Origin of the sequence: Megasphaera lornae, assembly GCF_000214495.1 — a bacterium.
In the GTDB taxonomy this organism is placed as follows: domain Bacteria; phylum Bacillota; class Negativicutes; order Veillonellales; family Megasphaeraceae; genus Megasphaera; species Megasphaera lornae.
Genome location: NZ_AFIJ01000008.1, coordinates 40,316 through 52,859, shown reverse-complemented (window position 1 = coordinate 52,859; position 12,544 = coordinate 40,316). Strand labels below are relative to the sequence as shown.

12 protein-coding genes are annotated in these 12,544 nt (G+C 46.5%); all 12 read right to left on the bottom strand.

Annotation, left to right across the window (positions count from 1 at the left end):
* Position 1: 1 nt before the first annotated feature.
* Positions 2–1,288, bottom strand: coding sequence for a homoserine dehydrogenase (locus HMPREF1039_RS01630; protein WP_007390652.1), 1,287 nt, complete (start codon positions 1,286–1,288; stop codon positions 2–4).
* 20 nt (positions 1,289–1,308) lie between these two features.
* Positions 1,309–1,758: an ACT domain-containing protein gene (locus HMPREF1039_RS01625; protein ID WP_007390727.1), complete on the bottom strand. Its 450-nt coding sequence runs from the start codon at positions 1,756–1,758 to the stop codon at positions 1,309–1,311.
* Positions 1,755–2,684 carry an NAD-dependent epimerase/dehydratase family protein gene (locus tag HMPREF1039_RS01620; protein ID WP_007390680.1) on the bottom strand — a complete coding sequence of 310 codons (930 nt, stop codon included), beginning with the start codon at positions 2,682–2,684 and terminating at the stop codon, positions 1,755–1,757. Before HMPREF1039_RS01620 ends, HMPREF1039_RS01625 begins: the two co-directional genes overlap by 4 nt.
* A 12-nt stretch (positions 2,685–2,696) precedes the next feature.
* Positions 2,697–3,545 carry a ChbG/HpnK family deacetylase gene (locus HMPREF1039_RS01615; RefSeq protein ID WP_007390606.1) on the bottom strand — a complete coding sequence of 283 codons (849 nt, stop codon included), beginning with the start codon at positions 3,543–3,545 and terminating at the stop codon, positions 2,697–2,699.
* Between the two features lie 7 nt (positions 3,546–3,552).
* Positions 3,553–4,479, bottom strand: a complete 927-nt coding sequence (locus tag HMPREF1039_RS01610) for a ribonuclease HIII (protein ID WP_007390665.1) — start codon at positions 4,477–4,479, stop codon at positions 3,553–3,555.
* Between the two features lie 8 nt (positions 4,480–4,487).
* Positions 4,488–5,300 (bottom strand): TrmH family RNA methyltransferase, encoded by an 813-nt coding sequence (locus HMPREF1039_RS01605; protein ID WP_007390595.1) that lies wholly within the window; start codon positions 5,298–5,300, stop codon positions 4,488–4,490.
* Positions 5,301–5,438: 138 nt separating this feature from the next.
* Entirely contained in the window at positions 5,439–6,818 is a 1,380-nt protein-coding gene (locus HMPREF1039_RS01600; protein WP_007390708.1) for a pyruvate carboxylase subunit B, read from the bottom strand.
* 303 nt (positions 6,819–7,121) lie between these two features.
* Positions 7,122–8,528 carry a radical SAM protein gene (locus HMPREF1039_RS01590; RefSeq protein ID WP_007390734.1) on the bottom strand — a complete coding sequence of 469 codons (1,407 nt, stop codon included), beginning with the start codon at positions 8,526–8,528 and terminating at the stop codon, positions 7,122–7,124.
* 153 nt (positions 8,529–8,681) lie between these two features.
* Positions 8,682–9,437, bottom strand: a complete 756-nt coding sequence (locus HMPREF1039_RS01585; protein WP_007390685.1) for a LytR/AlgR family response regulator transcription factor — start codon at positions 9,435–9,437, stop codon at positions 8,682–8,684.
* Positions 9,430–10,506, bottom strand: coding sequence for an elongator complex protein 3 (locus HMPREF1039_RS01580; protein ID WP_007390686.1), 1,077 nt, complete (start codon positions 10,504–10,506; stop codon positions 9,430–9,432). The genes HMPREF1039_RS01585 and HMPREF1039_RS01580 overlap by 8 nt, the downstream gene beginning before the upstream one ends.
* A 42-nt stretch (positions 10,507–10,548) precedes the next feature.
* Positions 10,549–11,259, bottom strand: a complete 711-nt coding sequence (gene rnc, locus HMPREF1039_RS01575) for a ribonuclease III (protein ID WP_007390736.1) — start codon at positions 11,257–11,259, stop codon at positions 10,549–10,551.
* A 7-nt stretch (positions 11,260–11,266) separates the two neighbouring features.
* Complete coding sequence (gene fabF / locus HMPREF1039_RS01570; RefSeq protein ID WP_007390679.1) at positions 11,267–12,523, bottom strand: beta-ketoacyl-ACP synthase II; 1,257 nt, start codon at positions 12,521–12,523, stop codon at positions 11,267–11,269.
* Positions 12,524–12,544: the final 21 nt, after the last annotated feature.

The window sequence follows — 12,544 nt, the reverse complement described above, 5'->3', positions numbered from 1 at the left end:
GCTATACCTCAATGACGCGAATCGCATTCGCTATCGTATGTACACAAGTAAGTTCGGACAATTCTTTTAACGCCTTTTGTACCACGCAATGGGAAGATTGATCAATCAGCAATACGACTTCCGCAATATCTGCGGTTTCATCTTTTTGAATAAGCGAACGAATGCTGATATGATAGGTCGCCAAGACAGTGGCAATGCCGGCTAACACTCCGGTAGTATTTTGCACCAGCAAGCGTAAATAATACGGCGAGCAAATAGACGCTTGCGGTTTTAATTTCGCTTCATGACTGACAAAATCCCGCTGTCCCGTAACGCCGATATGTTCGTGCAAAACAACATTCATAATATCGCTGACAACGGCACTGGCAGTCGGCAAAGAGCCGGCGCCCGCACCGTAAAACATAACATCGCCGACACAGTTTCCCCGCACACAAATGCCGTTATAGGCATCGGCAACATTCGCCAACGGGTGCGTCTTACGAATAAATCCGGGATGCACATTGAGAGAAATCCCTTCTTTATCCTGGCGGGCAATGGCCAGTAATTTGATGACATAGCCCATTTCCAGGGCATTGCGAATATCTTCCGCCGTAATTTTTTCAATGCCCTCCACCTGCACATCACGAAACGTGACTTCCGAGTGAAAACCCAGTGTTCCCAGGATCGCAATTTTGCGGGCGGCATCATATCCGCTCACATCATTCGTCGGGTCCGCTTCGGCATATCCTTTTACTTGCGCTTCCCGCAGCGCTTCCTCATAGGTAATCCCCCGGCAAGTCATTTGTGTCAAAATATAATTCGTCGTACCGTTCATAATGCCGATAATTTCATCAATTTTATTGCCGTTAAGTGACGCATACATGGCCCGTACAATGGGAATGCCGCCGGCTACACTGGCTTCAAATTGAAAATCCACCTGTTTTTCCTTCGACAGTTTTAATAAAGGAATTCCGTAATCGGCAATTAAATCTTTATTCGCACTTACGACACTTTTCCCGCGTTTAAAGCATTCTTCAATACATTCCTTGGCAAAATCGGCACTTCCCATCACTTCTACAACAAGAGAAATTTCTTCGTCGTCTATAATATCCTGAAAATTATTCGTAAATAAAATGGCCGACGGTAAATTCATTTGTTCATATTTATTAATATCCCGAACCAATACCCGTTTGACCGTAATTTTAGTATTCAGCTGTTCCTCAATAATGGGGCCGTTCATTAACAATACATCAATGACACCTTTTCCCACCGTACCGCATCCCAATAACGCAATGGAGACTTGCTTCATGCGTACATACCCTCCTTTTTTTATGCCTGTCCGATAATTTCCACCTTAGTAATCCCGGATAAATTACGTAATCGCTTTACTAATTCATCGACAGGAATGCTTAAATTCTTAGTTTCCACAGAAATACTGACATCCGCCATACCCTGCAACGGAATCCCCTGATTAATCGTTAAAATACTTCCTTTGTGTAACGCAATGGCATGTAATACTTGCGACAATTCTCCGGGCTGATCATAAATCAATAATGCCAGCGTGACAATTTTTCCTTGTGATACTTCATAAAAAGGAAATACGTGATCCTTATATTTGTAGTACGCACTGCGACTTAAATCCATTTTTTGCACCGCTTCATGAATCGTCTGCCCCTGATGATGTTTGAGAAGCTCTTTGACTTTAATCGTTTTTTTTATCGCTTCCGGCAAAATATCTTCACTGACTAAATAAAATTTCTGCCCATTTTCTTTTTTCATTTCCCTACTTCCCCCGCAAAGTAACGATAGGTTTGCTGTAATCCGCCGAGCAACTTGGTAGTCGGTTCCCACCCCAAATCTTGCACGGCTTTTGTGTTGGCCAATACAGAACGATAAATATCGCCGGATCGTGCCGGTTCGTAGTGTACATGCGTAGGCGTGCCCGCTATGTATACCAACATTTCTTTCAACGCGTTGACCGTGGTTTCTATGTTCGTAGCGATATTATAGGTTCCCTCTGTCCCATTTGCCTGCAACGCACAAACATTTGCCCGGGCCACGTCTTTCACATATACGAAATCCCGGGTTTGTTCCCCGTCGCCAAAGACGGTTATCTCCTTCCCCTGCGCCAAGGCCTGAGAAAAGACAAACACGACGCCGCCTTCCCCGTTACCGCCTTGTCGTTCTCCATATACATTCGCATATCGTAAAATAACATAAGGCACTTGGAATATGTCATGGTACATGCGAATATACGCTTCCGCCGTGCATTTCGTCAACCCGTAAAAAGAAAGCGGCGTCGTCGCTTCCGTTTCCTTTAACGGCACGCGCGTATTATCGCCATATACTGCCGCGGAAGAAGAAAAAATAAATTTTCGCACCGTATGCCGCCGGCATAATTCCAAGATTCCCACCAAACCCATGACATTTAATTCCGCATCTTCCCACGGATGGGCTAACGAGTAAGGAACCATAGTTTGTGCCGCTTCATGGTATACCGCCTCAATGTGTTCTTGAGAAAAAATGTTTTCCATATATTCGCGGTCCCGAATATCCGCCTCATAAAACACGGCCTGCGGCGGTATATTTTCTTTTCTTCCTGTCGATAAATTATCAACGACAATCACCCGATGCCCTGCCGCAATGAGGGCATCGCCAATATGAGAACCGATAAAACCGGCACCGCCTGTAATTAAAATATTCATTTGCCCACCTCCTCAAGGTAGTTCGCCATAATGAATAAGCTGTATCTTTTTCTGCGATAATACGTGTCGAATATACGGCGATACTAACGCCCGATATTCTTCTTCCCAACGGTATCCCCACGCAAAGGTTTTCGCCATTGTCGCCGTACTGATCGCCGGATGCATCATAATTTCATGCACTCCGAACGGAAGATTTTTAAGAATATACCCTAAATGCGTTTCGTCCATTGAACCGCCGTCCAACATCCCCCAAAAATAATCACTCGTAGTATACCCGAATTGTCGTACTCCCCGCATCGCTTTTTCAGAAAGCCAGGTCAAGCCATTGCGTCCCATAATCCGCACCGGATTGCCGGTAAACGGTTTAAATAAGTACGATTCCCGCGGAATACGCACCCGATGCAACCCGTATTTTTTCATCAGCGCCTGTACTATTTTCCAAACCGGCGGTAACATATGCAGATGTTGATGACTGTCCACATGGGTCACCCGAATCCGAGCGCGCATAATTTTTTCAATTTGCGCATCCAATTCCCTGTATATTTCACCGTAATCCACTTTGCCCAACAATATATTTTTCATAACCGTACCGTAAGATTCCGGAAACACCCCTTCTTCCGTAACCAGCGAAGGCACTTCCTTCGGATCCAGAACCGGCGACAACGAGCCGACCAGACATAAGTGAATACCTATGCCCAATCCGGGATTGTCGTTTGCCGCCGTAACCGCTTCTTCATACGCCGCGCCGGCAGCCAACAACGACGTGCTGGTCAAAACGCCCTGTTGAAAAGCTTGTACAACCGCCCGGTTAACGGCGGTATGAATCCCGAAATCATCCGCATTTATAATTAATCGATTCATATGCACCTCAACGTACGCCATTAAAAGTCTTAAAATGCAACTTGCCCACCTGCTGCAATTCAGCGGCTGTATGGCCGGATAAAAACGTATCTATCGCCATTTGAATTCCCTGTGCGGCCCCCATAGGAAACGACATGCCGTAAAGCCGCCGCAACTCTTCCATGGCGGCGACAAAGGCCTCGCGAGCTAAAATAGAGGCGGCCGCTACCGCCGTATCCGCCTCGCCATGCGGAATTTGGATCACCGTATGAGTCTTTGCCAAAGTTCCCAATTCCTGCAACACATATCGTTCACTGCCGAACTTATCGACTATTATACAAGGACATTTGTGTTTTGACAATAAGCGGCGAATATTCCGAGCGTGAAGCTGTCCCAACAAATCATTTAAATTTTTACCGTTCTCTGCCAGGCAGACATACCTTCGGTTATACTCTTGCGGCATCACCACTTGTACGGAATAACGGTCTTGCAGACGTGTTTTTATGGTTTCCGCCAACCGTTTAATTTGTGTGCTTCGCACCATTTTACTGTCCCGCACCCCCAGGGCCCGCAACTGTGCCGCATCCTCTTCGGTCAAAATACACGCCGCGACTACCAGCGGACCGAACACGTCCCCCTTGCCGGACTCATCACAGCCCATGCGCAAAGAGGGCCGTATGCCTTGTAAGGCCGGTACCGCCGCCCCCGTCCCGTGCCGACTTTCTTCCCAACACCGGCGCAAAGCGGCGGCGGCATTTCCGTCTTTCCCCTGTGCCACAAAAGATAGGCCTTTTTTCTTACTATAATATATATTCGCTTGCGTTTTCCCGCCGGCGTTATCCCGACATACCACTTGGCAACCATAATTAATTTCTTTCCGGTTAAGTATTTCCCAACCCTTTTCCTGCAACAGTCGCACTAAATCCTGCACCGCCGCCTGTAACACACCTTCCATTACCGCTCCTATTCATATAAAAACCCTTGCCGTTCCCATGCTTTATACAATACGATACCCACAGCCGCCGCCAAATTCAGCGATTCCGTTTCCGGACGCATAGGAATCGTCACCGTTTCGGCACAAGCCTGTAAAAACGGGAGTGTCAAGCCGTTGCCTTCATTGCCGAACGCCAACACTCGCGCCTGCGCATAATCCAACTGCGTATAAGAAGATGAACCGCTTGCCGCGGCTCCCGTTAACCGTCGATGGGTCCGCAAACAATATGCTTGCAGCGTTTCCATATCGACATCCGTTACCAGAGGAATTTTAAAAACCGCCCCCATCGCACTGCGTAATACTTTATCATTATACACGTCGACACTGTCCCGACTCAGGACTACGGCGCCGGCATCGGCCGCGGCCGCCGTACGAATAATACTTCCCAAATTCCCCGGATCCTGCACGGACTGCAAATACACAATCGGTCGTTGCGGAGCAATCCTTTCCGTCAGGTCCAAGGCAGTCGTAAAATACGGCAATACTGCGGCAATCCCTTGAGGATGCTGCGTTTCTTTCAGTTTATCATATACCTTCGGGGCGACGACAAAGAACTGCCACGAAAGCCTCTTACCCAGCGCGTATAAGCCTTGAAACCGTTCGTGCGTCGCAGCTTGCGGCGTAATAAAGCATTGTACTGGCGACAATCCCTGCGCGGCGGCATCGGCAATGAGTCGCCACCCTTCCACTAATACTTTTCGTTGTTTCTGCCGTTCTTTTTTTTGCTTTAATGCACACGCTTTTTTAATCCTCTCATTTTCCCGAGAAGTAATTTCATCCATACTATAACTCCGTCTATCAATAAATTTTATACATATCACACCGGTACACTTTTATAATATGCTTTTTTTACCCTAAAAATCAACCGCTTCCGATATAATTTTATTCCCTAAAATAAAAATGGCCCATAAGGCCATTTTTTATTTTTGTTCCCCTATATCCGTTCCCGCGTTTCTTTCTGCACGCTGTTTAAAAAACGGTAAAGCAACTTCCGGGAACAACGCAAAACTTAGCACATCTTCCGGTGCGGCATCGGGAAATCCCTGTGCCGCCAATTCTTCTTTCGCCTTTCCTAATTCAGGCGCTATATCATCCGCCGGGCGATGATTGATAACCGGTTCGTCACCGATACACATTTTGCGAAATGCCGGGTCGAGTTTTCCCGGCACGCGACCGTATTTCCCCCGCACAATATCCCGCACTTCATTGGTAATAATTTTATACCGTCCGTATAACACATTCAAGGCCGCCGCCGAACCGGTAATCTGGCTGGTAGGCGTAACTAAGGGCGGATACCCCAAATCTTTTCGCACCTGCGGCATTTCCGCCAACACTTCATCAAAACGTTCTTCTGCACCTTGTCCTTTTAACTGGTTATACAAATTCGTCAACATCCCGCCGGGGATTTGATATTTACGCACAGCCGGATTAATTTGATCGGGCATGGTCAACTTGAATTCCGCCGCCAACTCTTTACGAACCTTTTTAAAATGCTCCGTCAACGGCCATAGCCGTTCCACATCAATATCGGTATCATAAATACTTCCCTGCAATGCCATGACCACCGATTCGGTAGGCGGCTGACTGGTAACTTCCCCGAACGGCGATAAGGCCGTATCAATAATATCCACGCCCGCTTCCACGGCTTTTAAATACGTCATTTCCCCCAATCCGCATGTACAGTGCGTATGCAACTCCAAGGGAACGGAAATATGTTTTTTCAACATGCGCACTAAATTATACGCATCATACGGCGTCAATAATCCCGACATATCTTTAATACAGATAGAATCCACACCCATTTCCTGCAATTCGACAGCGACTTCGGTAAAAGATTCCATCGTATGAATCGGGCTGATCGTATAGACCAACGCCCCCTGAATCTTCACGGCTTTTGTATCTTTTGCCGCTTTAACGGCCGCTTCCAAATTTCGCGGATCATTTAACGCATCGAAGACCCGAATAATGTCAATGCCGTTATCTACAGCCCGATTGACAAATTCATACACCACATCATCGGCATAATTACGATACCCTAAAATATTTTGTCCGCGAAACAACATTTGCAGCGGCGTTTTCTTGACATAACGCTTCAATGTCCGCAACCGTTCCCACGGATCTTCATCAAGAAAACGCATACACGTATCGAACGTAGCGCCTCCCCAACATTCCAAAGCATTATAGCCGACTTCATCCATTGCCTCCAATACGGGAATCATTTGTCGCAAGCGCATTCGCGTAGCCGCAATCGATTGATGTCCGTCACGTAATACGGTTTCCGTTATCTTGATTCTTGCCATTCCTTTTATTCCTCCACACCACTTTGCAATAACTGTATGATATTTGCACCGACTATTAATATATGGTCATAATTTTTTATTATTATAACACAAATAGAGAGAAAAAACACCTCCCGTCCCGCGCCCGCTTGAAGAGACGAAACCGAAAAAGACCCGCATACGCCTCCTGAAGATACGTATGCGAGTCTTTTTTCGTACGGTTCCGCGCTTCGTAAAAACGGCGCGTACCGCTGTCGCCGTCCCATGCGGTCGACAACTCTTTCTATATGAAGATGTGTCTTATGAACCGGTTCTATGCCGGACTTATTTTGCTTCCTTTTGCATATGATCCGTTTCCGTAAATGCTTCCGTACCGACTTGTGCCCATTGGTCTTTCGCTACAGGCGCCCAATGTTTGGCATAACTTACGCACTTTCCGCATAAGTGTTCCACCGGTTCCGGCGATTGCAAATCCGTCGAATGCGCCCCGCTGCGACGTACCATTTTAACCAAAAATTGCGGATTTTCCAACATCGGGCAAGGTTGTAAATGGTTTTTGTTGAACGGTTGATGCGCACCGTATTCTTTAAAGAGCGGTTGCTGTAAACATTCCAACAAGCTTTGTTTTTTAATATTGGCGCTGGAATAATGAATAAATACGCAAGGTTCCACGTCCCCGTTCGGATTAATGTGGCAGTAATTCCGACCGCCGGCTACGCAACCGTCAACGAATTGACCGTCGTTCTGAAAGTCCATGGCAAAAATAGGCTTGCCGCCTTCGACACTGCGAATTTCACGAATACGGTGAATCATGTATTCACGTTGTTCTTTGGTCGGCAACAAATCAATCGAAGCGTCATTGCCTACGGGCATGTAATGGAAGTACCAAGTATACCAGGCGCCCTTGCTGATAATCATATCAAGGAATTTATCCGAAGTAACGGTATCAATATTCTTGCTGGTATAGCAAATAGACGTTCCGAAAATCAACCCGTGTTCACGCAATAAATCCATGGCATGCATAACATGCTGGAAGCAACCTTTGCCCCGACGACTGTCGTTAACTTCTTCAAAACCTTCCAAACTGATGGACAAGCTTAAATTTCCTACCCGCTGCATTTCTTTACAAAATGCTTCATCGACCAGAGTACCGTTAGTAAAGGAATGAAATTCGCAATCATTGTGTTCTTCACAAAGACGAATTAAATCCGCTTTACGGGTTAACGGTTCACCGCCGGTAAACAGGTAGAAATGAATGCCCAAGGCTTTTCCTTCACGGACAATCTTGTCCATCACTTCATAATCCAAGTTTAACGTGTGGCCGTATTCTGCCGCCCAGCAGCCGATGCAGCGCAAATTGCAGGCACTGGTCGGGTCAAATAAGATGGCCCAGGGAATATTACATTTGTACTTTTGTTTAGCCGCATCCCTGGTTTTCAAACCGAAGAACCCCGCTTCAAACCCCAAATTCATGACAGCATGCTTCACAACATTGCGATCCAATTCATTTAAGGCCCGGTTTAAAAAGCGCAGCCACTTGCCGTCGGACTGAATCAATCGCCGTGCGTCATCAAAAGATTGTTCTTGGAATAGCGTACCGAAATATTTTTGCATAACATCCGTCAAATGAAGTAACGTCTTTTGACGATCTTTAAGGTCACGTTCATCCAAAATATGATCAACAATCTTTTCAACGACTTTCATTTCTGTTTCATGTAATAAATTAATCATAATAAATCCACACTCCTTTATTAGCAAGTACACACATGATACCCCTTTAACCGTTGCAAATAAAGTACTTGCGACTTAAACCGTCCATATTTCCGCGTAAACCGCCATATTGATGGATAAACAAAATGAGAGCCTTTTCGGCTCTCATTTTGTTTACATTTTAATATGTTCTTTAAGAATCTCGATGTACGCCCGTCCCACCGGTATTTCCACCTCTTCGGCACCTTTTAAAATCAATAAATAGCCGCGTTTAAACCAAAGTTTGATTTGCTTAATATATTCTACATTAACGATATAATTACGATGGCAGCGAAAAAAAAGACTATGCGGCAATTGCTTTTCTATATCCCGTAAACTGATACGCATTTCATGGCAATCGCCGTTCTTCATGGAAATGTACGCATAACGATTTTTGCTGAAAATAAAACGGATATTCAAACAATCAATCACTTCCATCGTATCACCTTTATCTACTGCCAAATGACGTAACTCGGAAGTTTCATCCGTACCGACCGCTTTTGTTTCCATCATTTCTTCCGCTCGTAAAATCCAATGGCAGCGCTTGGATACATGTTGAATTTTCTTTTTATCCAACGGTTTTAAAACGTAATCCAAGGCATCCACCAAAAATGCTTCGGCGGCAAATTTTTCTGAAGACGCCAAAAAAACAATAAGCGGGTGTTCTTTCATCTTTACTAATGTTCTGGCTATTTCCACACCGTTAATTCTCGGCAATTCCACGTCTAAAAATACGATCCCCGGAGCTTGCGTCATAATTTGCGCCAATGCGTTCTCTCCATCTGAACAGACCGGCTGAATACAAAAATTGGGATCCAATTCCGCCAGCCAATCCTGTAATTGTTCGGCAATCGCTAAATCCGCTTCCGCAATAATAACTTTCCTATTCATAACTCCCCTCCTTTTTCGTGATTAAAACTCCCCCCGTATCTACATCTATAGTATACACCATCTGTCCGTAATGAACAAAAATTCTTTTATTCGGCAGGTCTTTTCCTGCCTGCCAAATAAAAGGAACCCGGTAACGCCATAAGCAATACTTATAGGTTATATTACGATATCCCCGGACACGCGAAGTCTCGGAAGGTGCATAGTATATATGAACGGATGTGCATAGATTCAGCCGATCCAATAACGAAAATAATTGTCTTCTATATCGATAGGTATCAATTAGTTCTCCCATTGCCGGCGTATACGCCCCGGCCAACACTTGCTCCCCGTCATCCAATACTTTCGTAGCCTGCAATCCCGTACGTATGACGGGAATGCCGTGTTCCAGCAACCGTTGTTTCAGATAGGCGCCCCGTCGAATCCCTTCCGCCGTCGTTAACGGCCGATAAAGTCCCTGTCTGTACTGCGCCGCCAACTCGGTTTCGGCAAGCACCGCCACCGGATAAATCCGGGCCGCATCGGGTTGCAACGCACAAACCGCCGCTGCCGTTTGCTGTAAACTCCGTTTGTCTTCTCCCGGCAATCCCGGCATCAATTGGTGCCCGACCAGCAAGCCGTATTTATGTAACCGCCTCGTGGCCTGTACCACATCGGTTGCCGTATGCCCGCGTTTAGCCCGTTGCAATACGGTATCATCCATAGACTGTACACCCAATTCCACCGTGTTCACGCCGAATCGAAGCAATCGTTCTATTACTTCTTTCCCCACCGCATCGGGACGTGTGGAGCAACGAATGCCGTGAATCTTGCCTTGTCGCAACGCTTGAGTTGCCGGTTCCAACAAGCTTTCCTGCAGCGCGGTCGGAACGGCCGTAAAACTGCCGCCATAAAAGGCGACTTCCCAATGCCGCGATAGGGTTGCCGCTTGCATATATTGTTGTATAGTTTCCTTCACAAAGGTTGCCGTAGGCACACGATGTTGACCGGTAATCTTCCATTGATTACAAAACACGCACCGATACGGACACCCTATATGAGGAATAAAAATAGGAATAATCGATGTTTTCATAAAAACTCCCAAAAAAAAGAGATGTGGCAGTATACCACACCTCTAAATTGCATGTAACCGCAACAACGCTTGCCGGGCGGCATGCTGCTCAGCCATTTTTTTACTTTTACCGCAGCCTTCTCCCAATACTTTCCCGTCTGCCGCAACCTGCATTGTGAAGGTTTTATCATGATCGGGACCGCTTTCTTTACAAAGGCTGTACGTAATATGATGTTCCCCGTCTCGTTGAATATATTCTTGAAATAACGTTTTATAATCCTGATCATAGTGGCCGTTCTCTACTAATGCCAAATAATCCCGAAGGTGTCGCAAAATAAACTTACGCGCTTCTTCATAAGAAGCATCCATATAGACCGCCCCTACCACCGCTTCAAAAGCATCCGCCAAAATACCGGGCCGTTCTCGTCCGCCGGAAGAAATTTCGCCATGCCCGAGAAGTAAATACTTTCCCATATGAAACGCCGAGCACACCGCCGCCAATGGCGCTTCGCTGACTATACTGGCACGCGCTTTGGACAGTTCGCCTTCCTGCATCTGCGGATATTGCAGAAACAAATATTCGCCCACTACTAAATCCAAAATGGCATCCCCTAAAAATTCCAACCGTTCATTAAAATACCCGTGACGTATTTTATGTTCATTCGCATAAGACGAATGAGTCAACGCCTGATCCAACAATAACAGATTTTGAAACGGCGGCAAGCCCACCGTTCGGAGGAACTCTTCCAACTGTTTTTTACGTGTGTTATCCATACCCGCTTTAGGCATCCGCATATTTTTTGAACACCAAGGTGGCATTGTGTCCGCCAAAACCGAAAGAATTGGACAAGGCTACGCGAACTTTCTTGGCCACTGCTTTTCCGGGCACATAATTCAGGCCCAACGCTTTTAATTCCTCTTCCGATTCCACTAAGTTAATCGTCGGATGAACCTTATCGCTGACCAAGGTCATGGCACACGCAATCGCTTCTACGGCACCGGCGGCGCCCAACAAGTGTCCTGTCATGGATTTCGTCGAACTTATCAGCAATTCTTTTGCATGGTCTCCGAAAACACGTACTACCGCTTTGGATTCATTCAAATCATTCAAATGCGTCGATGTTCCGTGGGCATTAATATAATCGACGGCTTCCGGCGCAATACCGGCATCCGCTAATGCGGAAGCCATGCATTTGGATTGCTGCAGACCGTCCGGTGCGGGCGCCGTAATATGATAAGCGTCCGCATTGCTGCCATATCCGGACAACTCGCAATAAATACGGGCGCCACGCTGTTTTGCATGTTCCAATTCTTCCAAAACAACAATCCCGGCGCCTTCACCCATAACAAAGCCGTTCCGATCTTTGTCAAAGGGACGAGAAGCATGTGCCGGATCATCGTTGCGCGTACTCAACGCTTTCATAGAGGCAAAGCCCGCAACCGATGCGGGAGAAACGGCCGCTTCCGTACCGCCCGCAACCGCCGCAAACAATTCTCCGCGCTGAATCATCCGAAACGCTTCCCCGATAGAGTTGGTTCCCGTAGCACAAGCCGTAACCACACTGATACAATGGCCTCGCAAACCGAAAGAAATAGACACTTGTCCCGAAGCCATATTGCCGATCATTTTCGGAACAACAAACGGATTCACCCGCGACGGTCCCTTGTCAAATAAGCCCTTATACAAGTTGTGCAAGGTTTCAATCCCGCCGATCCCGGTGCCCACAACCGTACCGATACGATCCCGATCTTCCGCATCCAAATCCAATCGGGAATCATCTAACGCCATTTTTGCCGCCGCCACTGCATATTGCGTCGACAAATCCATATGCCGAGCTTCTTTTTTATCAATACCGTAATCTGTGGGCTGGAAATCTTTGACTTCTCCGGCAATTCTCGCCGTATATTCTTCGGCATCAAAATGAGTAATCGGTCCAATACCGTTTTTTCCGGCCAACAAGGATTGCCAAAAGGTTTCCACGCCGATGCCTACAGGAGAAATAACACCCAGGCCTGTAATTACTACTCGTTTTTCCAATCTCTTCACCTCATTATCACT

What these genes read in the sequence shown, in the direction of transcription:
- HMPREF1039_RS01620 (WP_007390680.1), bottom strand. Translation starts at nt 2,684, where the DNA reads ATGAATATTTTAATTACAGGCGGTGCCGGTTTTATCGGTTCTCATATT.
- HMPREF1039_RS01615 (WP_007390606.1), bottom strand. Translation starts at nt 3,545, where the DNA reads ATGAATCGATTAATTATAAATGCGGATGATTTCGGGATTCATACCGCC.
- HMPREF1039_RS01610 (WP_007390665.1), bottom strand. Translation starts at nt 4,479, where the DNA reads ATGGAAGGTGTGTTACAGGCGGCGGTGCAGGATTTAGTGCGACTGTTG.
- rnc (WP_007390736.1), bottom strand. Translation starts at nt 11,259, where the DNA reads ATGGATAACACACGTAAAAAACAGTTGGAAGAGTTCCTCCGAACGGTG.
- HMPREF1039_RS01625 (WP_007390727.1), bottom strand. Translation starts at nt 1,758, where the DNA reads ATGAAAAAAGAAAATGGGCAGAAATTTTATTTAGTCAGTGAAGATATT.
- HMPREF1039_RS01585 (WP_007390685.1), bottom strand. Translation starts at nt 9,437, where the DNA reads ATGAATAGGAAAGTTATTATTGCGGAAGCGGATTTAGCGATTGCCGAA.
- HMPREF1039_RS01630 (WP_007390652.1), bottom strand. Translation starts at nt 1,288, where the DNA reads ATGAAGCAAGTCTCCATTGCGTTATTGGGATGCGGTACGGTGGGAAAA.
- HMPREF1039_RS01580 (WP_007390686.1), bottom strand. Translation starts at nt 10,506, where the DNA reads ATGAAAACATCGATTATTCCTATTTTTATTCCTCATATAGGGTGTCCG.
- HMPREF1039_RS01600 (WP_007390708.1), bottom strand. Translation starts at nt 6,818, where the DNA reads ATGGCAAGAATCAAGATAACGGAAACCGTATTACGTGACGGACATCAA.
- HMPREF1039_RS01590 (WP_007390734.1), bottom strand. Translation starts at nt 8,528, where the DNA reads ATGATTAATTTATTACATGAAACAGAAATGAAAGTCGTTGAAAAGATT.
- HMPREF1039_RS01605 (WP_007390595.1), bottom strand. Translation starts at nt 5,300, where the DNA reads ATGGATGAAATTACTTCTCGGGAAAATGAGAGGATTAAAAAAGCGTGT.